This is a genomic window from Erythrobacter sp. Dej080120_24 (assembly GCF_036322605.1).
In the GTDB taxonomy this organism is placed as follows: Bacteria; Pseudomonadota; Alphaproteobacteria; order Sphingomonadales; family Sphingomonadaceae; genus Erythrobacter; species Erythrobacter aurantius.
In genome coordinates, this window is the sequence record NZ_AP027262.1 from 2,586,812 (window position 1) to 2,609,135 (window position 22,324).

Below are 22,324 nucleotides of genomic sequence, written 5' to 3' on the forward strand. Positions count from 1 at the left end.
ACAAGAGCACAAACGCAGCTAATCCCCTCCCCGTTCCGACTGGTGCACCGAATCCTCACATCCCGCCCTGCGCTGTTTGCGCCGCTGCCTGCGCCACAGGCACGGGATCAGCCGGGTTGTGCTGCGCCAGGAACGCGTCAAGCGCGTCATACCATTGCTGTTCGTTCGCGGCATTGGTGAAGCTGTGCCCCTCGTCCTCGATCACCAGCGTCGTCAGCAATCCGCTTGCGTCATTTGCCGCGTCGCGCATCTGTTCGAACTGGCTGAACGGGACCCTCGCGTCGCGCGTCCCGTGCGCCAGCAGGACGGGGCGCGAGAGGTTGCGAGCAAGCCGGTATGGCGACACGTCCCGCAAATCGAATTCGCGGTCATCCCCCTCGATCTTGGCCTGCCAACGCCTGCTCGCCTCCCGCGTGAGATAGCTGCGATCATAGCGGAGCAACCGGTCCCAATCGGTAACGCCTGCCCAGCTTGCCGCACAGGCATACCGTTCCGGGTTGCGCAACACTGCCCACAGCGCCGCGTAGCCGCCATATGATCCGCCCACGACGCAAACCCTTTGGGGATCGGCGATGCCTTCACGCACCGCCCAATCCATCGCATCGTCGAGATCGTCCTGCATTCCGCGCCCGACTTCGCCATCGCCCAGTTCGTAGAATGCGTTGCCATAGCCACCAGACCCGCGGAAATTGGGCTGCAGGACGGCGTAGCCGCGATTGGCAAGGAATTGCACCTGATCGTCATAGCGAAGCTCGTCACGAATGCCGAAAGGGCCGCCATGCGGATGGATGATCAGCGGCAAGTCCTTCGCCTCGCGCCCCTTGGGCAAGGTCAGATAGGCGCGGATCGGCGTGCCATCGCGCGCCATGTAGGTGATCGCCTGCGGCCTCGCCAAAGTGTCGGGATCGAGCGGTGGCCGGTATTTGCTGACTTCCACCATTTCGCGCGTCGGCTTGTCATAGAAATAGAGGACACCGGGATCGGCTTCATTGCCTGCCCACACCAGCATTTGGTCTGCATCCTTTGACCGGGAAATCACCCGCACATCGCGATTTTCCAGCGCCGATTGCAGTTCCTCATAGGTCGTCCTGTAGTCGTCATCGAACCAGATCACGCGTTGCCGATCATCGGTGTAGAACACGGCGAAGGGCTTGCCGTCGCGAAGGAAGGCAGCCTCCACATCCCATTCGGGATTTTCATAGACCGTCTCGACCACTTCACGCCGCCCGTAGTCATAGACCCGCAGGCCAACGCGCCCGTTTTCGCCTTCGTCGAGAACATAGCCGCGATCAGAACCGCTGATCACCGCAAGCGCATCGAAATAGCTCTCTTCGTCACCGGGCCTCAGCCTCGCGATCTGTTCGAGCCGATCGCTCTGGTCAGATCGGTAGTAGATATTCAGCCGCCCTCTCCACCATCCGATGGCCAGTCGCACCACGCCGCTTTCATCGGCTACCCAGCTTGTGACGCCCTTGATCGGGTCTTCGATCTTGGTGATCTCCCCGCCTCGCTTCAGCTCGTAACGATAGACGCTGGGATACCAGAACCGGCCATCGCCGCGATGCGCGATCAGGGCGTATTCGCCCGCTTCGTCGATATGGATGACATCGCCACCGTTGAAACCGCGCTGCTCATCGACAAGGAATTCGAACCGCCCTTCGCGCGGATAGGCGATCATCAGTTTGGAAAAGCGCAGCACGTAAGGCCCGCGGACAGTGGCGGTCCAGACGTTGACCAGCATCCTGTCCTTGTCGATCCAGCGCAGCCAATCGACGAAAGAGCCGGGCGCAAAAGCGATTGAATCGATTGCTTCACCGGTTCTGGGATCGATGGTGCGCAGCCGGACTTTCTCACCCGTCCGCTCAAAGAAAGTCATTGCCGTGCCGTCAGGCGAAAGCTGCGGTTCCCACAATGCGATGGAGCTGGCGAAATGCTCGGTCGGCAGCAAAGGCGGAATATCCGCATCGGAGTCGAGGGCCAGATCTTGCGCGCGGGTTGGCGCAAGGCGCCACGCACCGGTTGTAGCAGCGACGGGGGCAATATTTGACGCGGATTCGGAACGCTCCTGCGCGCTCGCCTCTATCCCATCGATCCCGCCAGATGCCGAACTCTGCGCGCTGGCCGGCGCGAATGCCGCAAAGAGACATGCGAAGGCAAGTTGCCGGATATGCTTCAAGGTGCGACCCTTTCCTGATCGTTTGTGACGACAATGTCTGTGCGCGTTCTGCGGCAAATCCTCACATCCCGCCCTGCGCTGTTTGCGGCGCTGCGCTTGCTGCCTGCGCCACAGGCACGGGATCAGCCGGGTTGTGCTGCGCCAGGAACGCCACCAGCGCATCGTACCATTGCTGCTCGTTCTCGGCCTTGGTGAAGCTGTGGCCTTCGCCTTCGATCATCAGCGTTTCGACCGGCACCGATGCGTCCTTTGCCGCGCGCTCAAAGCTGTAGAATTGCGAGGCAGGCACGCGCTGGTCCTCGCTACCGTGGGCCAGCAGCACCGGGCGCGACAGATTGGCCACGTGGTTCACCGGGGAATAGGCGTCGAGATCGAAATCCTCGCCCTCTACCCGTTCGCGCAGGTCGCGCGCACGCTTGCGCCCGAGATAGCGCCGGTCATAGCTGAGCATCCGGTCCCAATCGGTGACGCCCGCCCAGCTGGCGGCGCAGCGATAGCGTTCGGGATTGCGGATCACCGCCCACAGCGCGGCAAAACCGCCGTATGATCCGCCGACAACGCAGACCCGCCCGCCATCGGCGATCCCTTCACTCACGGCCCAGTCCATCGCATCGTCGATATCGTCCTGCATCGCGCGCCCGACTTGGCCGACGCCCGCCTGATAGAACGCCTCGCCATAGCCGCCGCTGCCCCGGAAATTGGGTTGCAGCACGGCATAGCCGCGATTGGCGAGCAGCTGCACTTCGTCATTGTATTGCAGGAGGTCGCGCACCCCGAACGGCCCGCCATGCGGCATGACGATCAACGGCAGATCACGCGGTTCGCGCCCGCGCGGCAGGGTGAGATAGGCGGAGATCATCAACCCGTCGCGCGCCTGATACCGCACCGGATAGCTGCGCGCGAGCTTCTGGAAATCGAGTTCGGGCCGGTAATCGCCCAGCAGATCGAGCCGCTTTTCCTCTGGCGAGAACAGGTAGAGCGCGCCGGGATCGGCTTCGCTCCCGCCCCATACCAGCATGCGTTCGTTGTTGCGCGAACGGGTGACGATCCGCAGATCCTCCATCTGCAGCGCGCGGCCCAGATCGCGGTGCAGCTTGGCCATGTCCGGATCGAACCATTCGATCCGCTCGCGATCGTCGGTGTAAAGCGCGGCCAGCGGGGTGCCGTCGCGATTGAGCCACAGCTCCTCCACGTCCCAATCGGGGTTTTCGTAGAAGGTTTCGATCACCTCGCCCGTGCTGTAATCGAACAGGCGCACCCCGATGCGGCCGTTTTCGCCTTCTTCCAGCACATAGCCGCGATCGCTGCCCGACACGATCTGGACGACATTCCAGTAGCGCGAGCGTTCATCGTCCTCGCGCAACTTGTCCACCAGTTCGAAATCGTCATTTTCGGTTTCGCGGTAATAGATGCGCAGCCGCTTGTTGCGCCAGCCCATGCCGAGGCGCACCACGCCCGCATCATCGGCATACCAGTCCCACACACCGCCAACCGGCTTTACCACGCGTTCGCGCTTGGCCCCCGGCACCAGTTCATAGCGATAGACCGAAGGGTCGCTTTGCCGGGTGTACTGGAGCGAGACCAGCGCATAGCTGCCGGCTTCATCCACATGGATGAGATCACCGCCCCAGAGCAGTTCGTCGGGCACCTCAAGCGGGAAGGATTCATTGGTGACGATGTTGCGCACCAGCAGGCGGTTTACCCTTACCGGAAAGTCGTAATACATGCCGCGCATCGAAATCGACATGATGATCTTGTCGTTTCCGGCCCAGCGGAACCAGTCGAGTTCCTGTTCTTCGCCGAGTTTGTAGACCTTGAGCGGAGCCTTGGTTGCGGCATCGATCAACAGCAGATCGGTGGTGCCCTCGTAAGTCCGCTTTGTCGCCATGTGCACGCCGTCTGGCGACATGCTGAAACTGCGATAGGCGCTGCGGGCGGCGAAATCATGGGTCGGGATTTCTCCGGGGGCGATATCCTCCACCGTGATGGCGAGATCGGCCAGCCGGGTGATTGCAGGGGGAGCGGATTGCGCTTGATCGGCGGTCTGTTCCTGCGCAGCAAGCGGGCTTGCGGCGATCAACGCCGCGACAAAGGACAGCCGCGCTGCCCAGGCCAGAATGTTCATGATGCGCCCCTTACCCCCTGATTCGTCTCGGCTAAAAGACTATTCCGCAAGGGGGAAAAGGCAAGCCGGAGGGCCTATCCCTTGGCCAGTTCTTCCTCGACCTGGGAGAGCCGTTCCTTGCCGAAGAACATCTCCGTCGCCCCGCCCTTTGGCCCGGTGAACATCGTCGGGATACCGAATGCGCCGCGTTCGACCGCGTGATCGGTGTTGGCGGCAAGGCCTTGCTTCACCTCGTCGGTCTGCGAACGCTCGAACAGGTCTTTCGCATCAAAACCGGTGCCGCTAATCGCTCAGCCTCACCTGATCCGCCTTCCGGGGGCGCGCTTCGACCGCCCCCAACCCCATCTCTCAGCGGCTCAAGCGTCGCCGACGAGATGCTTAGGAAGACCCCATACATTTGAACGAAAAACTAAAAATACTTGCTAGTGATCTGATGATCTAGATTATGCATGCTATGAATAACTTTCACCGTGAGATGCATGCGGACCCTTATTCTGCGGAGCTCAAAAATGCACTGATACTCCGCAACACTGATCCACGCGGAGCATATGCGGTGCTTAGCTCGCTTGCTGAGGAAGGCTCGCCGTTAGCCAATATGGTGTTGGGGGAGGCTTATCTTTTCGGGCATAATGGACTTCAGAAAGACGAGCGCCTGGCTGAGAAACTGCTCAGAAGAGCGGCAAAGCTTGAGTCTTTTGAGGGGTCGTTTCTCTTAGCCCGCTATCTGAGGATGAAGGGACGCTCAGAAGAAGCAGTAAGCATTTATGAAGCGCTTTCTGAAGCGAATTTCCCAGCTGCTGCTTTCGTCCTAGGCCTGAGCTATCTAGACGGAAAGTTCACAGAAATAGATCAAGAGCGCGCTAAGTTCTTTCTCGAAATTGCAGCCGAGAATGGACATCTGCACGCTCAGGACTGGCTCGCTCACCTTGTCACTGAGTCGGACGCAAGTGTCGTTGATCACACCAAGGCGATTGCAAAGCGCTATCGGCTAAAAAAGCAGATCGAAAAGCTCTCAAGAACTGATCCCAAAAGCGATTATATTCGGACCATCTGAGTAGCAGATTTGTTCTGCGGTCGCTTTTTGGGCGAAAGCCAATTGGTTCCTTTTTTGCGGTTGTCTCACGCTGGCCGCAACCGGGCGGTGCTGTTGGGACCGGCTGCTACCGAGGAAATGCAGCTTGTCGTCCTTGTTTATAGAGCGGCCATAAGGCTCCGCTGAGGGCTATCCCTTGGCCAGTTCTTCCTCGACCTGGGCGAGCCGTTCCTTGCCGAAGAACATCTCCGTCTTCCCGCCTTTGGGGCCGACAAACATCGTCGGGATACCGAATGCGCCGCGTTCGACCGCGTGATCGGTGTTGGCGGCAAGGCCTTGCTTCACCTCGTCGGTCTGCGAGCGCTCGAACAGGTCTTTCGCATCGAAACCGGCAGCGGCGATGGCCGCGCCCAGCGTTTCGGGATTGAGCACATCCACCCCGTCTTCCCAGATTGCCGGCAGCAGGCTTTCGGCAAACTGCACCCCGCGCCCGTCCTGATCAGCGGCGTAGAGCATGCGTTGCAGCGTGATGGAATTGAACGGAAACTGCGGGTGCAGGCGGTATTTGTCGAGCTGGTGCTTTTTGATGAAGCGCTGCATTTCGAGCATGTCGTATTCGACCTTGCCCTTCACATCCTTGTTGCGGATCATCGGTGGGGCGTTGCCTGTCAGCTTGTGCATCCCGGCGAGGAACACCGGCGTCACATCCAGCTCAGCACCAGTGCGCTTGACCAGATCACGCAGAGGCCACCAGACGAGGTACGCATTGGGGCTGACAAAATCGAAAATCAGTTCGACGCGATTGGCCATGATATTTGTCTCGCTTGCTTAGGTGTACCTGAGCGTCGGTAGTCCCCGACACGCAGTGTCGCAAGGCCAAGCGGCCGCCCCGCAGTTGCTAACCCGCAGGGTTCGAAACGGCACCGAGGGCGCTCTCCCGGATGGGAAAGCGCAACTATCAGTGCGGCGCGAGGCCCAGTTCGATCCCCGTGCGGTCTTCCAGCGCGAATTTGTCGAACAGGTCGGCGCTCGCCGCGTTCAACCCCACAACGCGGGTGTGACGGCCGTTGCGGCGCATCCGCTCGATCACCTTTTCGAGCGCCCCGATCGCCGAAATGTCCCAGAAATGCGCCTTGGACACGTCGATCACCACATGGTGCGCGGCGTCTTCATACTGGCTTTCGGGGCCGAGCTTCTCGACGAATTTGTCGACGCTGGCGAAGAATATCTCGCCGGTCACGACATAGACCGCGCTGTGAGGGCGGCGCACGCGTTCGACCGAGAACAGGTTCTTCACCTTTTGCGCGAAGAAAATGCCCGAAAGCAGCACGCCCGCCAGCACGCCCAGCGCAAGATCGTGCGTCCACACCACGACCACCACGGTGGCGATCATCACTACCGAACTGGTCCACGGATGGCGGCGCAGGTTGGGGATCGAATTCCAGCTAAAGGTCCCGATGCTGACCATGATCATCACCGCCACCAGCGCGGGCATCGGCACCTGACCCACCCACGGGCCCAGCACGGTGAGCAGGAACAGCAGGAACGCACCGGCGGTGAAGGTGGACAGCCGCCCGCGCCCGCCGCTGGCGACGTTGATCACCGATTGCCCGATCATCGCGCAGCCGCCCATCCCGCCAAAACAGGCGGCGACGATGTTGGCCACGCCCTGCCCCGCGCTTTCGCGCTGCTTGTTGCTTTCGGTATGGGTCATGTCGTCGACGATCTGCGCGGTCAGCAGGCTTTCGAGCAGGCCCACCGCGGCCATCGTCGCCGAATAGGGCGCGATGATCCGCAGCGTTTCCCACGTCAGCGGCACGTCGGGCAGCGCGAACATGGGCAACCCGTCGGGCAGCGTGCCCTCGCCCGCGACATTGTTGACCGGCAAGCCCCAGTAAACCGTCGCCGCCGTCAGCAGCAGGATCGCGACCAGCGGGCTCGGCACGGCCTTGGTGATCCTCGGGAAGCCGTAGATGATCGCCAGCCCCGCCGCGACCATCGCCCAGGTCCACGGGCCCACCCCGTCATTTCCGGGCATCAACTGCGGGATCTGCGCCATGAAGATCAGGATCGCGAGCGCGTTGACGAAGCCGGTGATGACGCTGCGGCTGACGAACTGCATCAGCAAATCGAGCCGCAGCAGCGCGGCAATCCCCTGAAACACGCCCATCAGTATGGTCGCGGCGAACAGGTATTCGACCCCGTGATCGCGCACCAGCGGGATGACGACCACCGCCACAGCCGCCGTCGCCGCCGAGATCATGCCGGGTCGCCCGCCGGTGAAGGCTATGACCATCGCGATGGCGACGCTGGCATACAGCCCGACGCTGGGATCGACGCCCGCGATCAGCGCGAAACCAATCGCCTCGGGGATCAGCGCGAGCGCGACGACGATACCGGCAAGGATATCGGCGCGGGGCTGCGCGAACCAGTCCTTGGCCAGATCCTTGGCCAGATCACGGCGGATCGTTTCCGCAAGGGTGCGTGTGGTTGTCATCGGGAATGTCCGGCAGTCAGGGGGGAGAGCGCGCAGCCCTAGAGCGTGATGCTGCATTGCACAACCGCCCCCCGGCCGGAAAAGCGCAGGGTTAATTTCGGGTTAGGCCCGTTCCCTGCGGGTTTGTTAGGAAGATCAGGGATATAGCTATTGCATCATCAGCCGGTGTGGCATTCGCCAACAGGCTCCTGATTGTCGTTCCAGACGCCCGCGCCCCATGTCGAGGTTGCACCCCTCTTCCCCAAGGCAAAGGCGGGATGTGCTTGGAAACCGGGGTGGTGCGCCACGCGCGCTGCCCCGGTTTTTCTTTCAAGACCCTCAAATCCCCGCAGCGGTTAGTGCCCGGTCCATGTCCTCGTTCAGGTCGGCGATGTCTTCCAGACCGACGTTGATCCGCAGCAGCCCTTCGGTCACGCCCATTTCGGCGCGTGCTTCGGCGCCCATGTTGGCGTGGGTGGTGCTGGCCGGGTGGCACATCAGGCTCTTCGAATCGCCGATGTTGTTGGAGATGTCGATCAGCTCAAGCGCATCGAGGATCGCAAAGGCGCGTTCGCGGCTGCCGACGTCAAACGCGAAGATCGGCCCGGTCGCGTCCATCTGGCTAATGGCGAGCGCGTGGCGCGGGTGGCTGGCGAGGCCCGGATGGCGCATTTCGCCCCCGGCCTTGACGATCCGCGGTTCAAGGAATTCGCCCAGCGCCACGGCGCTGCGGCTCTGGTGATGGGCGCGCAGGGAAAGCGTCTCCAGCCCCTTCATAACCACCCACGCGTTGAAGGCGGAAATGGTCGGCCCGGTGTTGCGCTGGAACGGCATCAGCACTTCGTTGATCCATTGTTCGCTGCCGCAGATCGCGCCTGCCAGCACGCGGCCCTGCCCGTCCATCAGCTTGGTCGCGGAATAGGCGACCACATCCGCGCCCAGTTCCAGCGGGCGTTGCAGCGCGGGCGAGGCAAAGGCGTTGTCGACCACGGTGGTGATCCCGTGCGCCTTGGCCAGATCGCAGACGAATTTCAGATCCACCACGTCCAGCGTCGGATTGGCCGGGGTTTCGAAGAAGAACACCTTGGTGTTGGGCCGGATCGCCTGTTCCCATTCGGCGTCCACCGCGCTGTCGATCACGCTGGTTTCGATGCCGAAACGCGGCAGCAGGTGATCGACCAGCCAGCGGCACGAGCCGAAAGCGGCGCGCGCGGCAACCACGTGATCGCCTGCGGAAAGCTGGCACAGCAAGGCCGCCGTCATCGCCGCCATGCCGCTGGCCTGGGCGCGGCAGCTTTCCGCTCCTTCAAGCAGCGCGATGCGTTCTTCCAGCATCGCCACCGTCGGGTTCTGGAGGCGCGAATAGGTCATGCCCTCGGCATCGCCCGCAAACCGGTCTGCCACAGTCTGCGCGTCGTCATAGGTGTAGCCCGATGACAGGAACAGCGCCTCGGAGGTCTCGCCATGTTCGCTGCGCCATGTGCCGCCGCGCACGGCCTGCGTTGCGGGTCGCCAGTTGCGCGTCGCGGCGCGGTTCATTCCGGTGGTCTTCTTCATGGGAGAGCCGATTAGTCGCCCTCAGCCCCGCCCGCAAGCAGAGCCGCATGCAATCCTGCACGCGCGGTGCGTGCATGGCCGACAGTGCTCAGCATCAGGCTGCCTTCGATCAGGGTGAGGAGATAGCGCGCCCCGCCTGCCGGATCGGGATCATCGGCGGGCATCTGCCCTTCGAGCCATTCGAGCAGCCGCGCCATCATTGCTTCGGCCGCCTCGCGATGGCCGGAAACGCCGCGCGCCGCCCCGGCGACGATTTCCCACCACAGCGCCATGAACGGACGCATCGCCGGATCGCCCGCCTGCGCCATCACCCGCGCGACGACCTCCTGCCGGGTGAGCGCACGTTCCTGACCCATGCCTGCATCGAGCCTCTCGGAATAGACCTGCGCGACATATTCGAGCAGGTCTGCAATCAGCCGCTCCTTGTTGCCGAAATGGTAGATCAGCATCCGGTCGCTCGTCCCGGCAGCCTTGGCCAGCGGACGCAGGCTCGCCCCGCCAAGCCCCTGCGCCAGAACATGCGCGGCCATCAGCGGCAGGAGGTTTTCACGGGACAGCTGGGTTTTCGACATTTCCCTCTTGTAGCGGACGCTACACCGTTCTATCAAGCCCTGTAGCAACCGCTACAAAATCACCGGAGAAGCCCGCATGACCCCCACCGAAATCCTGTTCATCCTCGGCGGCGTTGTCGCCGTGATCGGCTTTGTCGCCGTTCTGGCAAGCAAGCGTGAAACCGGCAGCGTGCTGCTGTTCGCGATGCTGTGCGGCGGCTTTTCGGCCTACACCGGAATACAGATCTGGCAGGAAGGCATCCCGATGTTCTGGACCAACCATTCGCAGAACATGACGGGCGTTCAGGTGTGGTGGGATTTGATCCTTGCGGTGCTGATCGCGCTGTTCTTCATCGCGCCGCGTGCGCGCAAGGCGGGGATGAACCTGCCCTTGTGGGGATTGCTGGTCCTCTCCACCGCCAGCATCGGGCTCACGGCCATGTGCGCGCGGCTGTTCTGGCTGGAAAGCCACAAGAACCCGGCCTGAAAGCTCTTGCCCGGCATCGGGTGCGGCCCTAATCCTCGCACCCGATGCCAGAGGCCGCCGCTCCCGATTTGTCGACGCCGCACACGCCGGCCCTGCCCCCTTCCCATCCGCATGATCCGTGGGTCTTGTGTATCGTCATCCCCGCGCTGTTCGCCGCCGTCGCCGCGATCGGCCTGACGATCCCGACAAAGCCGTATTTCGACGAGATCCATTATCTGCCCGCCGCGCGCGAGATGATCGAGATGTGGAACGGGCTGACGGGCGAATACGACAATCGCGAACACCCGATGCTGGGCAAGCTGCTGATCGCTATCGGCATGGAGCTGTTCGGCGACAATCCGCTGGGCTGGCGGATCATGCCGCTGATCGCCGGGACAATCGCCGTGGGCGCGAGCATGCGCGCGCTGTGGCACGCCAGCCATGATCGCTTCGCCACCGCTGCTTTCGGTGTGCTGCTGGCAACCGGGTTCCACCTGTTCATCCATGCCCGCATCGCCATGCTCGACATCTTCATGGTCGCGTTTCTGGCGATCGCCGCATGGCAATTCGCCGCCGCGATCAGGGAGCCGGAGACGGGCCGCAAGCGGCTTGCGCTGACCGGCATCGCCATCGGCTGCGCGCTGGGCGCGAAATGGAACGCGGTGCCGCTGGCGATGGCGTTCGGCCTGACATTCTTCGCGGCGAGGCTCTCCGCCGGGCGCCGCCGGTTGTTCACCAGCAGGCGCGGAATTCCGGTGCCGGGGATCAGCCTGATCGAGGCTTTCGTGTGGCTCGGGATAGTGCCGCTGGCGGTCTATGCGCTCACCTTTACGCCGGGATACTGGCTGGGGAGCGAATTCCACCCCTCCCCGCTGGCTGAAAACGGGCTGATCGGGCTGCACCGCGAAATGCTGGACCTGCAACAGCAAGTGCTCAGCCCCCACGCCTACCAGAGCACATGGCCGCAATGGGTGCTGAACACCCGCGGGATCTGGTATCTCTACGAGAATGTCGACGGGGCGCAGCGCGGGGTGATGCTGATCGGCAATCCGATCACCATGCTGCTGGGCCTGCCCGCGCTCTTGTGGTGCCTGCTGACGGGCGTTTCGCGCAGCGACTGGGCAAAACTGGCGGTGGTGGCCGGCTATGCCGTGACGCTCGGCCTGTGGCTGATCGCGCCCAAGCCGGTGCAGTTCTATTACCACTATGTCATGCCCAGCGTGTTCCTGCTCGCCGCGCTGGCACTGTCGTTGAGCGACCTTCGCGAAGCCGGGCGCGCGTCATGGGCCTATGGCGTGCTGGCCGCGAGCGTGGGTTTCTTCGCGCTGTTCTACAAGGTGCTGTCCGCCTCCGCGCTCGACGGACCGATGAGCTTTGCCAATTGGGCATGGATCGCGGGCTGGCGCTAGAACCGCCCCCACACAAACCGGCTGCTAAGGGCGTAATTCCAAACCGATCCGATCAGTATCCCAGCCAGCGCGGCGAGCGCCCAGAACACGCCCTGTTCGTTGAGGAAGGTCGCCACCGCGACATTGGCGAAGGCCCCAATGGCGCAGGTCAGGCAGAAACCCGCCCAGCCGCGCAGCACTTCGCCCCAGCCTTTCAGCCGCTTGTCGCGGTACGTCAGCCAGTTGTTGAGCCAGAAGTTGAAGCTCATCGCGGTGATCACCGCAGCAAGTTGCGCCTGCCAGAACGCCGCCGCCACTGCCAGCAGCGCGCCCAGCACCGCATAATGCACCACCACACCCAATGCGCCCACGGTGCCGAACAGCGCAAACCGCGTCGGGATCACCCGGCCCAGGGTCTTGTCATAAAGCCCGGCCAGAAAATCGAACAACACCGCGCGATCAAGCTTGCTTTCGCCTTCGCGGCGCTTCGAGAAGTTCAGGGGAAATTCCTTCACCTTCATGGGGCTGTCGGCGGTGGCGAGCAGATCGAGCAGGATCTTGAACCCGATGCCCGACAATCGCGGCACAAGCGCGCGCGCCGTCGCCGTGGGCAGCATGAAATACCCGCTCATCGGATCGGTTAGCTCTACCCCGGTGATCCGCCTTGCGATGGCGTTGGCAAAGCTGGAAAGCCGCTCACGCTCGGGCTCGTCCCAGTCGGCGGTGCTGGCCCCTTCGGCAAAGCGGCTGGCGACGCAGATTTGCGCTTCCCCTGCCTTGAGCGCGGCGAGCATTCGCGGCAGCAATGCGGGATCGTGCTGGTGATCGGCGTCCATCACCGCCGCAAAGGGCGCGGCGGTGGCACAGAAGCCCTCTATCGCCGCGCTGGCAAGCCCGCGTCGCCCGATCCGCTGGATCACCCGCACGCGCCGGTCAGCCAGTGCCAGATCGCGCGCTTCGTCGGCGGTGCCGTCCTTGCTGTCGTCATCGACGATCAGCACTTCCCAGCCATCCGGCCCCAGCGCGTGCTCGATCCGCGCGACCAGCGGCGCGAGATTGCCACGCTCGTTCAGCGTGGGAAGGATGATTGCAAGATCAAGCACCGGTGAAGCGGATCAGAGCCGCTCGCACACCGCCGTGCCGATCGCCTCGGTGCCATGTTCCCCGCCCAGATCGCGGCCAAGGAAACCATCGGCCAGAGCGCGCTCCACCGCTGTCTCGATCCGCTTTGCCTGATCGTCCAGCTTGAACGAATAACGCAGCATCATCGCGACCGAGAGGATCGCCGCCGTCGGGTTGGCCACGCCCTGCCCGGCGATATCGGGCGCGCTGCCGTGGATCGGTTCGTACATGCCGAACATGCCGTATTCGGTGCTGCGTTCTCCCAGCGAGGCGCTGGCCAGCAGACCAATCGAACCGACCGCCGCGCTGGCGAGGTCGGACAGGATATCGCCGAACAGATTGCCCGTCAGCACCACGCCGAAACTGCCGGGATGGCTGATCAACTGCATCGCCGCATTGTCGACATACATGTGGCTGAGCGCGATGTCGGGATGCGCGCCTGCCGCCTCGATCACGGTATCGCGCCACACCTGGCTGGTTTCGAGCACGTTGGCCTTGTCCACGCTGGTGACGCGCAGCTTGTTGTTGCGCGCCCGTGCGGTGCGAAACGCGATCAGCGCGATCCGGCGCACTTCGGTTTCGGAGTAGTTCATCATGTCCCACCCCTCGCGCGTGCCGTCATTCGCCATGCGCACGCCCTTGTCGCCGAAATAGACGTCGCCCGTCAGTTCGCGCACGATGATGAGATCAAGCTCGCGGGCGATTTCCGGCTTCAGCGGGGAAAGGTGCTCAAGCCCCGGAAACACCTTGGCCGGGCGCAGATTGGCGAACAGGCCCAATTCCTTGCGCAGGCCCAGCACCGCCTGTTCGGGCCGCAGGTGCCGATCAAGCTTGTCACACGAGGGATCGCCCACCGCGCCGAACAGCACCGCGTCGCAGGAACGGGCGATGGTGAGCGTTTCTTCGGGCAGAGGATGGCCGTGGCGCTTGTAAGCGACGCCGCCGACATCGCCTTCGAACAGGATCAGGCCCGGCAGGCCCAATGCTTCGAGCACGCGCACCGCTTCGCGTGTCACTTCGGGGCCGATCCCGTCGCCGGGCAGAATTGCGATCTTCACGTGGTCATCCTCCCACCATCCGCGCAAGGCGATCGCCCAGCGTCACCCTTGCAGCCATAACATCGCGGGCGCGACCATCAAGCAGGTGATCGCGGATCGGGCGATGAAGCTGGCGGAATGCCTGAAACTGCGCGTCGAAATCCCCCGCCATGTCGGGCTTTTGCCCGCCATACCCCAGCTCGCCCAGCAGCATCGCCTCGTATGCGACCATGGCCGGCAGCCATCCGCGCGCAGACGGGGCATGGCAGATCGCCGTCAGCAGCGCGTCAAGCGCGGAATAGAGCGCGGGGTAAGGATTGCGTTCGGGCAAAGTGCTGGCGGTGAGCGCGCAGGCCCACTGGATCGCGCTCGCGGGCAAAGGCTCGGTCATCCACGGGGCTCGGCTTTCGCTGAGTTCGAGCCGGGCAAAGGGCAGCTGGCTGTCGGAGCGGGCGCGCAGTTCCACCTCCACCGCATTGCCGGGGATCATCACCGGGCGCAATTGCCGCCCTCTCCCGCCCGCGACATAGCCCGCGACGAGGCCGTATTCCTCGGTCAGCAGCCGCGCGATTGCGGCGCTTTCGCCGTGGGCACGCGATGCGATGAGGATTGCGGGCGCGGAAAGGTTCATCTGCCTCCCCCGTCGCCTGATTATTCCCCTTGGGCAAGCCCCAGTTGCGCCTCGATGAATTCGGCCTGCTTGCGGAAATAGAACAGCTGGTTGGCCAGTTTGCGCCAGCCGTGGCCTTCGTCCGGGATGCGGATGAAGGGTGCCTCCACCCCGTTGGCGCGCAGCGTCTTCACCATCACCTCGGTTTCGTAGATGTCGATGCGCGGGTCCATCACCCCATGTGAGAACAGCACCGGCACGGTGATCTGGTCGGCTTTGCGGATCGGCGAATTGACGCTGTAGAAATCGCGCCAGCGTTGTTCGGTGATGTCGCCATATTCGATCCGGTCGGCCGCTTTCAGCGATGGCGAGGCAACCTCCAGCGCGGTGACCCAGTCGGCCACGCCGAACAGCGAGACACCGGCAGCAAATTCGCCCGGATATTCGGCCAGCACCGCATTCACCGCATAGCCGCCATAGGAACCGCCCATCACCGCCGCACGATCACCGTCGATCAGCCCGTCAGCCGCCAGCGCCGCCTTCAGATCGACCAGATCGCTGATCGAATCGAGCCGCTTTTCCCGGTCGTCGAGGGTCGAATAGGTCCGGCCAAGCCCGGTCGAACCGCGCACGTTCGGCTGGAACACCGCCACGCCGCGCGCGACGTGATATTGCGTTACCGGATCGAACGTCGCCATCGATTGCCCCGAAGGCCCGCCGTGCACGTCGAAAATCACCGGAGGGGCATCCGCACCCTTCCCTGCGCCTTCGGGCAGATAGAGCAGACCCTGCAACTCCACCCCGTCACGCGCCGGATAACGCACCACCTGCGGCCGCACGAGCCGGGCGGGATCGAGCCCGGCAAGGTTCGCGGCAAAGACTTTCTCGCCCGTCCCTTCGACCGGGTCGATCATCCAGATTTCACCCGGCGTCTGCCATCCGTTGACCCGCACCATCAGCATCGGGTCCTCGTCGCCTTCGCAATCGAGCTGGTATTTGCCTTCGGGCAGGGCTGGCACGGGCAGATCGCTGCCATCACCCGCATTGCGCAGCCGCAGCGTGTCGAAGCCGTCGCGGTTTTCGGTGTAGGCGATGATTTCCCCGTCCGCGCCGCAGACCTCGACATTCTCGACATCGGCGTCGGACGGCTCGACCATCTGGAATTCGGCTTCGTCAATCCGATAGACCGTCAGCGCGCCGAATTCGCGGCCGACATTGGTGGAAAAGGCAAAGGCGCTCGAATCCCCTTTCCAGGCAAAGCCGCCGAGCGTGTGGCTGGCGCGATCCTCAACCGGAGGCTTGGAGATCGTGGTCATCTCCTTCGTGGCGAGATCGAGGAGGTAGAGATTGTCGGCATCTTCTCCCACCGTTTCCGTCACCAGCGCGTATTTGCCGTCAGGCGAGATCGAGCGGGCGGCAAGGCCCAGTTCGCTTTCGACGATCAGTTCGCTCTCACCCGACATGGTGCCGCGATAGATGTCGAACACGCCCGTCCCGCGCGCGGTGGAGGCGTAGACGAAGCTGCCGTCGGCGGCGAAATCGCCGAAAATGCGGAAATCGCCGCGCGCTGCGGGCAGCACTTCGGTTTCGGTGCTGCCGTCGGGCGTGATGGTGAAATAGCCGGGCTGTTCATTGCCGTCGCGGTCAGCCGAATAAAACAGCGCCGATCCGTCCGGAGTCCAGCGCGGGGCGAACACGCCGGTCTTGAACGTTACCTGCCGGGGCTGTCCACCGGTCGCCGGCATCACCCACAATTCGCTTTCCCCGGTTACGTCCCAGGCAAAGGCGATGGTTTTCCCGTCGGGCGAAAGGTTGGCCGCACCCGGCCCGCTGGCGAGCAGATAGCGCGCTATATCAGCCGGATATTCGCCCGCGCGCCCGATGGTGATCGCGCCGCCGTCCGGCTCCATCGCCTCGATCGACATGTCCGCGCCCTTGGCCCCGCCGAATGTCTCTTCCTGCGCATGGGCATGGAACGGCGCGAAGGCCGCAAGGGCTGCGGCGGACGAAAGCAGGACGGTGCGAAGCATGAAGGAACCTCTTGCGGCTGATACGACAGGCCGCAGAGATTATAGGATCGGTGTGGGTTGGCAATCCTGCGCCGCAGGGGGCGAGGTTTGCGCGGGCTTACTTGCCCAGCTTTGCCTCAAGCGCGGCCAGCTTGGCTTCGAGAGCGTCGGCCTGTTCGCGCGCCTTTTGCGCCATCGCCTTGACCGTCTCGAATTCCTCGCGGGTGACGTAATCCATGCCGCCCATCGCCTCGCGCAGTTTTTCGCGGGCGTTCTCACGCGCTTCACGCGTCATGCCGGCCATGGTGCCTGCCGCGCTGTTGGCGAGTTTTACGAAGTCGGCGATGATCGGGTTTTCGCTTTGCATGGTGGTTGATTTGGTCGCGCAGGGACGATTTGTCCAGTCCCAAACGTCGCCAATGCGGCGCAAGGGCAAGCGTGAAAAACTAAAGCTCTATCCGCTCCACCGCGCCTTCTTCCGCAGGGGTTCCGCCATCGGGGTTTTCGACGATGAACTGGTAGTTCAGCACCGTCGCGAAACTGGCCCATGCGAGATAGGGGATAAGCAGCAAGGCCGCGACCCGGCGTACCCGCCAGAACACCGCGATCACCGCGATCAGCGTTATCACGGCGTAGATCAGCACATACAGCCCGCCCCACATGTTCTGCATGCCGAAGAACACCGGGGTCCATGCCAGATTGCCGATGAAATGGATGGCGAAGACGATGATCGCCACGCCCCGTCCTGCCGCGCCCCATGCGCTCACCACCAGCGCCAGCGACAGGCCGATCATCACGTACAGGACGCTCCAGACGATGCCGAACCACATGGTGGGCGGGAAGATCGCCGGCTTTACCAGCCCCTGGAACCACGCGGTTTGCGGGCTGCCGAACTGACCGGCGGTAAAGCCCAGCAGGACGATGAGCGGCACCAAGAACAGCGCCCAGCGCAGGAAACTCGCCCGCAATTGCGCTTTCGAAGCAAGAAAGTTCATCGTCTCTCCTGACCGGCAAGGCGCGCTTCGCGCCGCTCCGGATATTTCGTCAACCCGTTCTCATGTCGGCGCACCCGATTCGGCGGCCCTTTTCATGCGGATGGCGATACACCAGCGGGGTTTTTGCGCAAATTGTCCAAGGGCGGCTATGCATAACGGGACACAAACCTACGCAATTTTCGGTATAGAAACCCGCCAATCTCGCGAAACATCATTAAAGGCATTCGCGCTTTCGCGTCATTGTGATAGCGTCGCCACATTCTTGCCGTGATTCGGGGCGCTTTTCGGCAGGAACTTCCACTCGCGCGCCTCACTCAACCAACTGGCACCGCGCTTTGCAAAAGGTGCAATGCCGATGAGGGGAACTTTTTAATGAAAAAGACCAACTTTGCATCGCTGCTCGCCGTTTCGGGTGGCCTCGCTCTCGCAACCGCTGCTTGCTCGGCTCCGGCTGAAGAAGCTGCAACCGACGCAGACACCACCGCTGTGGCTGAATGCGCCGCTGCTGGCTGTGAAGCTGCCGCTGAAGGTTGCGAAGCTGCTGCTTGCTGCGCAGCTGAAGGTTGTGAAGCTGCTGCATGCTGCGCCGCCGAAGGCTGCGAAGCTGCTGCTTGCGAAGCTGCCTAAGCTTACCGACGCAAAAGCGTTTTCATGCGACCGATGGCAGCCAAGGTTGCCATCGGTCGTTTTGATTCAGGCCCGATGATTCAGGCCCGCTGACTTCGAAAAATCCAAACTGTTTGATCCAAATCACTGTAACTTAACAAAGGTTCTGTTAAGCCCCACGCCCATGACCCCAGTCGAAGCAGCTCACACCGTAATCGAAACCATCACCCAGATGGCGCAGGAGCGTAAACCGCTCATGCTGCGCGTCGTGCCCGAAGACGGCGCGAAGTTCTGGAAGCATTATCCGGAAAAGGACGCGCGCGACAAATTCTGCAAATCGCGCTGGTATTACCATGTCCATGCCGCCGGCAGCCGGGATGCGGACGAACACGGGCATTTCCACCTGTTCCTCCACCGCACCCAATTGCCCGAAGGGCTGGAGCCGAAAGTCTGGCCGCCGCTGGGCGAAAAGGCCAAGGCGCACGTCACCCATCTGATCGCCCTGTCGATCGACACGCAGGGCATTCCGCGCAGCTGGTTCACCGTGAACCACTTCGTGACCAATGAATTCCTCTATCCCGCCGATGTGATGATCGAGCACCTGCCCGACTTCAACGTCGATCACACGGCGGAGGATGATCTGGTCAACCGTTTCGTCACCGCGATGGTGGCACTTTATCGTGACGAGATCGCCGAACTGATCCGCGAACGCGATGCGCGGCAGGCCGAACTGGTCGCCGAATTCGGGGACAAAGCCTACACCAAGGCAAGCGGCGTCGAAGTGCTGTCCCAGATCCCGATTGATCTGGACGCGAAGCTGAGTTCGCTGGATATCTGATTTCCCGCACGCCATCCGGCGTGCGAAATCCTCGCTCATGCGACCTGAAGGTCGCGTCGCTGCGGGCGGCCGGTCGGCCTTGCGGGCCTGCGGCCCGATGGAGCAGACTATTCCCTACGCGCCGAAACCAGGAACTCCACGTTCCCCTGAGGGCCGGTGATCGGACTTTCGACGATCCCTTCGATATCCCACCCAAGCCCTTGCAGCCATTGAGAAACCTCGTCGCACACGCGTTGGTGCAGGGCGGCGTCGCGCACCACTCCGCCCTTGCCCACTTCCTCGCGGGCGACTTCGAATTGCGGCTTGATCAGAGCGACCAGACGGCATTCCCGCGCCGCCAACGCAAGCGGAACCTCCAGCACTTTGGAAAGGCTGATGAAGCTCGCATCGCACACCACCCAGTTGCAATCGCGGGTGATGTGATCGCGGGTGAGGATGCGCGCACTGGTCTGTTCCAGCACCGTGACGCGTTCATCCTGCCGCAGTTTCCACGCGAGCTGGTTGGTCCCCGAATCCACCGCGAAGACGTGCTCCGCCCCTTGGGTGAGCAGCACATCGGTAAAGCCGCCGGTCGAACTGCCGATATCCATCGCCACCGCGCCTGTCGGAATTAGGCCGAAGTGTTCGATCGCATGCGCCAGCTTGATCCCGCCCCGGCTGACCCAGGGATGATCGCGCCCGCGCACTTCCAATGGCGCATCCTCGGCGATCTGCTGCCCCGGCTTGGCGATCTTTTCCTCGCCCGAAAACACCAGCCCCGCCATCACCAACGCCTGTGCGCGGGTGCGGCTTTCGGCAAGGTCGCGTTCGACCAGCAGGTGATCGACGCGCTTCTTTTTCGAGGATTTCGCAAGCTTGGTCATGGACGCTTCAGCCGTTAGCGCGCATTTATGCGGCATGAAAGCCGTCTACGCCCGCACCGCCGCCGCCCTTGCCCTGACTTTCGGCCTTGCCGCCTGCGTTTCCGCGCCCCCGCCCGCGCCGACACCCCCGCCGGTGGTGCGCCCCGCTCCGACGCCCACACCCTCGCCGGCTCCGCCGCCCGTGGTGCAGGAGCCGCGTTATGACAATTATCTCGACGCGCCGCAGACGCCGGGCGACTGGCGTTATTTCGCTGACCGGTTCGGATCGCGCGCGGTGTTTGTCGGACCCGGAGACGAGGCGCTGTTCGTGATCACCTGCCCCGGCCCGCGCAATCCCAACATACTGATGGATCGCGCCACCACCGGAGAGGGGCCGCGTGCGATGAAGATCACCACCGAAACGCGCAGCACCCAGCTGGCCGCCGTCGCCCGCCTGCGCCGCACCGGCCTGACCAAGGGGATGGAAATGTGGGAGACGATGCCCGGCAGCGCATCGGTGACGATCGCGGGCAACGATCCGCTGCTCGACGCGATGGCGATCACCAAGGGCCGCTTTGCCGTGGAGATCGAAGGCGAGCGCACGCTTTACCTGCCCGCATGGGTCGAAGTGAGCCGGGTGATCGAAGATTGTAGGTGAATTGAACTCACCTCCCTCCCCGATTCTATACGTTAATATCCACAGGGTTGTGCGCAGCCTTTCCACACCCTGCCAACAGGCACGAAAAACGCCCGGGGTTTCCCCTCGGGCGACGGCGCGGCGCGTGTGGCGCAACAGCAGGCAAGTATGACGTGGGAAAACTATAATTCAAGTCTTGTGTATAGGCCCGCAACGACTCAAATATATGCATGAGGCCAGCGGCGAACGCGGCTCTCGGCCCCCGGTGATACGGTTTGGGTCTTGGCACACAAGCGCGAAAGGAGGTGATCCGATGTCTCATGGTTCAGTAGAGAGGTCGGCAAGTTTCCGCGCGAGGTATATTCGGTAATTTCGACTACCGAGTAAGACTTCGTGAGCGGCGCTTACCGCCGCTGACCATGCAAAGGGCAGTTCCCCGACGGGCGGAGCTGCCCTTTTCATTTTTGTGGTTGCGATTGCCCGGATGGGCAATCGCAAGACAAAGGCGCCGTTCCCAATATTCTTGCCCTCGAGGCCGCTCCTTACTAATCGCATCCCCATGCAATTCGAGACGATCCCGCACCCTTCGCCCACGCCCGATGACGTTCGCACGGCAGCGATTGCCGATCCCGGCTTCGGCAAGGTCTTCACCGATCACATGGTCACCATCGACTATGATGAGGATGCGGGCGGCTGGCACAATGCGCAGATCGGCCCGCGCCAGCCGATCCCGCTCGATCCGGCGGCATCGGTGCTGCATTACGCGCAGGAAATCTTCGAAGGGATGAAGGCGTACAAGCACCCCGACGGCAGCTTCGCGCTGTTCCGGCCGGAGGAAAACGCGCGCCGTTTCAACGCCTCGGCCCGGCGCATGGCCATGCCGGAAATCCCGGAGGAACTGTTCCTCGAAGCCGTGCGGCTCGCGGTGAAGACCGATGCGGACTGGATGCCCAGCGTCGAAGGCGGCTCGCTCTACATCCGCCCCTTCATGTTCGCATCCGAAGCGTTCCTGGGCGTGCGTCCGGCGAAGCAGTACAAATTCGTAGTGATCCTCGTCTCCAGCGGCAATTACTTCAAGGGCGGCGTGAACCCGGTGAGGATCTGGGTTTCGCAGGATTACGTGCGCGCGGCCCCCGGCGGCACCGGCGCGGCCAAGACCGGCGGCAATTACGCGGCCAGCCTTGTCCCGCAGGCCGAAGCGATCGCGCATGGCTGCGATCAGGTCGTGTTCCTTGATGCGGCGGAGAAAAAGTGGGTCGAGGAACTGGGCGGAATGAACCTGTTCTTCGTGCGCCGCGACGGCAGCGTCATCACCCCGCCGCTCACCGGCACGATCCTGCCCGGCATCACCCGCGACAGCCTGATCGCGATGCTGCGCGAGGAAGGGCTTGAGGTGCGCGAGGAGCCTTACTCCATCGCCCAGTGGCGCGAGGAAGCGGAGAGCGGCGAACTGCTCGAAACCTTGGCTTGCGGCACGGCGGCTGTTGTCACGCCCGTCGGCACGGTGGCTTCACCCGCAGGAGAATTCACCATCGGCACCGGCGGCATCGGCCAGATGGCGCAGAAAATGCGCGAGAAGCTGACCGGCGTGCAGAATGGCGCTGTGGAGGACAAGCACGGCTGGGTGATGCGGGTTTGATAAGTGGCTAACCCATGGAAAGCAGCCAAAGCTTGGTTTCATTCGAAGCCGCCATGGGTAATGCTGATGGCACTATTCAGTTTGTTCGGCATCGCTGCAATTCTAGTGGTTGAAGGTGGGCCAGTCCTGCGAGACAAGCTCGGCGAACTTCAACCCGAAATAGAAGAAACCCACACCGTCGTTCGGGTCGGCAGCAGTTTCAGTCACAAGGCTCCTT

At 62.8% G+C, this 22,324-nt stretch carries 21 protein-coding genes; 7 read left to right on the forward strand and 14 right to left on the reverse strand.

Translation table 11 applies throughout. The features are described from left to right. Positions 1 to 55: 55 nt before the first annotated feature. The 3 genes from AABA34_RS12430 to AABA34_RS12440 form a co-directional block, all read right to left on the reverse strand. A complete protein-coding gene (locus tag AABA34_RS12430; RefSeq protein WP_338302874.1) occupies positions 56 to 2,176 on the reverse strand; it encodes an alpha/beta hydrolase family protein in 2,121 nt (706 codons plus the stop codon). 61 nt (positions 2,177 to 2,237) lie between these two features. Further along, a complete protein-coding gene (locus AABA34_RS12435; protein WP_338302875.1) occupies positions 2,238 to 4,301 on the reverse strand; it encodes an alpha/beta hydrolase family protein in 2,064 nt (687 codons plus the stop codon). Positions 4,302 to 4,375: 74 nt separating this feature from the next. After that, positions 4,376 to 4,588, reverse strand: coding sequence for a DsbA family protein (locus AABA34_RS12440; protein WP_338304740.1), 213 nt, complete (start codon positions 4,586 to 4,588; stop codon positions 4,376 to 4,378). A 167-nt stretch (positions 4,589 to 4,755) separates the two neighbouring features. Here AABA34_RS12440 and AABA34_RS12445 point away from each other — a divergent pair, with 167 nt between their 5' ends. Continuing rightward, complete coding sequence (locus tag AABA34_RS12445) at positions 4,756 to 5,355, forward strand: tetratricopeptide repeat protein (protein ID WP_338302876.1); 600 nt, start codon at positions 4,756 to 4,758, stop codon at positions 5,353 to 5,355. Positions 5,356 to 5,523: 168 nt separating this feature from the next. On the opposite strand, the gene AABA34_RS12450 is transcribed toward AABA34_RS12445, so the two are convergent. From AABA34_RS12450 to AABA34_RS12465, 4 genes are all read right to left on the reverse strand, one after another. Continuing rightward, entirely contained in the window at positions 5,524 to 6,144 is a 621-nt protein-coding gene (locus AABA34_RS12450; protein ID WP_338302877.1) for a 2-hydroxychromene-2-carboxylate isomerase, read from the reverse strand. A 148-nt stretch (positions 6,145 to 6,292) separates the two neighbouring features. Then, entirely contained in the window at positions 6,293 to 7,831 is a 1,539-nt protein-coding gene (locus tag AABA34_RS12455) for a SulP family inorganic anion transporter (protein WP_338302878.1), read from the reverse strand. Between the two features lie 318 nt (positions 7,832 to 8,149). Next, positions 8,150 to 9,367, reverse strand: a complete 1,218-nt coding sequence (locus AABA34_RS12460) for a trans-sulfuration enzyme family protein (RefSeq protein WP_338302879.1) — start codon at positions 9,365 to 9,367, stop codon at positions 8,150 to 8,152. An 11-nt stretch (positions 9,368 to 9,378) separates the two neighbouring features. Further along, on the reverse strand, positions 9,379 to 9,939 hold the full coding sequence (locus AABA34_RS12465; protein WP_338302880.1) for a TetR/AcrR family transcriptional regulator: 561 nt from the start codon (positions 9,937 to 9,939) through the stop codon (positions 9,379 to 9,381). 76 nt (positions 9,940 to 10,015) lie between these two features. On the opposite strand from AABA34_RS12465, the gene AABA34_RS12470 reads away from it, so the two are divergent. Further along, positions 10,016 to 10,405 carry a hypothetical protein gene (locus tag AABA34_RS12470; RefSeq protein ID WP_338302882.1) on the forward strand — a complete coding sequence of 130 codons (390 nt, stop codon included), beginning with the start codon at positions 10,016 to 10,018 and terminating at the stop codon, positions 10,403 to 10,405. A 44-nt stretch (positions 10,406 to 10,449) separates the two neighbouring features. Further along, positions 10,450 to 11,793, forward strand: a complete 1,344-nt coding sequence (locus AABA34_RS12475) for a phospholipid carrier-dependent glycosyltransferase (protein ID WP_338302883.1) — start codon at positions 10,450 to 10,452, stop codon at positions 11,791 to 11,793. Here the strand turns inward: AABA34_RS12475 and AABA34_RS12480 are convergent. From AABA34_RS12480 to AABA34_RS12505, 6 genes are all read right to left on the reverse strand, one after another. Further along, complete coding sequence (locus AABA34_RS12480; protein ID WP_338302884.1) at positions 11,790 to 12,875, reverse strand: glycosyltransferase family 2 protein; 1,086 nt, start codon at positions 12,873 to 12,875, stop codon at positions 11,790 to 11,792. The genes AABA34_RS12475 and AABA34_RS12480 overlap by 4 nt on opposite strands. A gap of 12 nt (positions 12,876 to 12,887) precedes the next feature. Next, positions 12,888 to 13,952, reverse strand: coding sequence for a 3-isopropylmalate dehydrogenase (gene leuB, locus AABA34_RS12485; protein ID WP_338302886.1), 1,065 nt, complete (start codon positions 13,950 to 13,952; stop codon positions 12,888 to 12,890). A 4-nt stretch (positions 13,953 to 13,956) separates the two neighbouring features. After that, a complete protein-coding gene (recO, locus tag AABA34_RS12490; RefSeq protein ID WP_338302887.1) occupies positions 13,957 to 14,562 on the reverse strand; it encodes a DNA repair protein RecO in 606 nt (201 codons plus the stop codon). Positions 14,563 to 14,582: 20 nt separating this feature from the next. Next, entirely contained in the window at positions 14,583 to 16,571 is a 1,989-nt protein-coding gene (locus AABA34_RS12495) for a S9 family peptidase (protein ID WP_338302888.1), read from the reverse strand. 97 nt (positions 16,572 to 16,668) lie between these two features. Next, complete coding sequence (locus AABA34_RS12500; RefSeq protein ID WP_034954500.1) at positions 16,669 to 16,917, reverse strand: accessory factor UbiK family protein; 249 nt, start codon at positions 16,915 to 16,917, stop codon at positions 16,669 to 16,671. A gap of 79 nt (positions 16,918 to 16,996) precedes the next feature. Then, positions 16,997 to 17,545, reverse strand: a complete 549-nt coding sequence (locus AABA34_RS12505; RefSeq protein WP_338302889.1) for a TspO/MBR family protein — start codon at positions 17,543 to 17,545, stop codon at positions 16,997 to 16,999. Positions 17,546 to 17,933: 388 nt separating this feature from the next. Here AABA34_RS12505 and AABA34_RS12510 point away from each other — a divergent pair, with 388 nt between their 5' ends. Together AABA34_RS12510 and AABA34_RS12515 are read left to right on the forward strand one after the other, a co-directional pair. Further along, positions 17,934 to 18,251, forward strand: a complete 318-nt coding sequence (locus AABA34_RS12510; RefSeq protein ID WP_338302890.1) for a hypothetical protein — start codon at positions 17,934 to 17,936, stop codon at positions 18,249 to 18,251. 84 nt (positions 18,252 to 18,335) lie between these two features. Next, entirely contained in the window at positions 18,336 to 18,989 is a 654-nt protein-coding gene (locus AABA34_RS12515; protein WP_034954503.1) for a DUF6969 family protein, read from the forward strand. Between the two features lie 107 nt (positions 18,990 to 19,096). Here the strand turns inward: AABA34_RS12515 and AABA34_RS12520 are convergent, their stop codons facing one another. Next, positions 19,097 to 19,852, reverse strand: coding sequence for a TlyA family RNA methyltransferase (locus AABA34_RS12520; RefSeq protein WP_338302891.1), 756 nt, complete (start codon positions 19,850 to 19,852; stop codon positions 19,097 to 19,099). Positions 19,853 to 19,886: 34 nt separating this feature from the next. On the opposite strand from AABA34_RS12520, the gene AABA34_RS12525 reads away from it, so the two are divergent. Next, on the forward strand, positions 19,887 to 20,489 hold the full coding sequence (locus AABA34_RS12525; protein WP_338302892.1) for a hypothetical protein: 603 nt from the start codon (positions 19,887 to 19,889) through the stop codon (positions 20,487 to 20,489). Positions 20,490 to 21,027: 538 nt separating this feature from the next. After that, positions 21,028 to 22,107 carry a branched-chain amino acid aminotransferase gene (locus AABA34_RS12530; RefSeq protein ID WP_338302893.1) on the forward strand — a complete coding sequence of 360 codons (1,080 nt, stop codon included), beginning with the start codon at positions 21,028 to 21,030 and terminating at the stop codon, positions 22,105 to 22,107. Positions 22,108 to 22,324 lie beyond the last annotated feature (217 nt).

Bases quoted from the DNA above. Each gene is read 5' to 3' on its own strand.
- AABA34_RS12470 (WP_338302882.1), top strand. From the start codon at position 10,016: ATGACCCCCACCGAAATCCTGTTCATCCTCGGCGGCGTTGTCGCCGTG.
- AABA34_RS12495 (WP_338302888.1), bottom strand. From the start codon at position 16,571: ATGCTTCGCACCGTCCTGCTTTCGTCCGCCGCAGCCCTTGCGGCCTTC.
- AABA34_RS12450 (WP_338302877.1), bottom strand. From the start codon at position 6,144: ATGGCCAATCGCGTCGAACTGATTTTCGATTTTGTCAGCCCCAATGCG.
- AABA34_RS12505 (WP_338302889.1), bottom strand. From the start codon at position 17,545: ATGAACTTTCTTGCTTCGAAAGCGCAATTGCGGGCGAGTTTCCTGCGC.
- recO (WP_338302887.1), bottom strand. From the start codon at position 14,562: ATGAACCTTTCCGCGCCCGCAATCCTCATCGCATCGCGTGCCCACGGC.
- AABA34_RS12520 (WP_338302891.1), bottom strand. From the start codon at position 19,852: ATGACCAAGCTTGCGAAATCCTCGAAAAAGAAGCGCGTCGATCACCTG.
- AABA34_RS12515 (WP_034954503.1), top strand. From the start codon at position 18,336: ATGACCCCAGTCGAAGCAGCTCACACCGTAATCGAAACCATCACCCAG.
- AABA34_RS12455 (WP_338302878.1), bottom strand. From the start codon at position 7,831: ATGACAACCACACGCACCCTTGCGGAAACGATCCGCCGTGATCTGGCC.
- AABA34_RS12445 (WP_338302876.1), top strand. From the start codon at position 4,756: ATGAATAACTTTCACCGTGAGATGCATGCGGACCCTTATTCTGCGGAG.
- AABA34_RS12525 (WP_338302892.1), top strand. From the start codon at position 19,887: ATGAAAGCCGTCTACGCCCGCACCGCCGCCGCCCTTGCCCTGACTTTC.
- AABA34_RS12530 (WP_338302893.1), top strand. From the start codon at position 21,028: ATGCAATTCGAGACGATCCCGCACCCTTCGCCCACGCCCGATGACGTT.
- AABA34_RS12435 (WP_338302875.1), bottom strand. From the start codon at position 4,301: ATGAACATTCTGGCCTGGGCAGCGCGGCTGTCCTTTGTCGCGGCGTTG.
- AABA34_RS12460 (WP_338302879.1), bottom strand. From the start codon at position 9,367: ATGAAGAAGACCACCGGAATGAACCGCGCCGCGACGCGCAACTGGCGA.
- AABA34_RS12475 (WP_338302883.1), top strand. From the start codon at position 10,450: ATGCCAGAGGCCGCCGCTCCCGATTTGTCGACGCCGCACACGCCGGCC.
- AABA34_RS12465 (WP_338302880.1), bottom strand. From the start codon at position 9,939: ATGTCGAAAACCCAGCTGTCCCGTGAAAACCTCCTGCCGCTGATGGCC.
- AABA34_RS12500 (WP_034954500.1), bottom strand. From the start codon at position 16,917: ATGCAAAGCGAAAACCCGATCATCGCCGACTTCGTAAAACTCGCCAAC.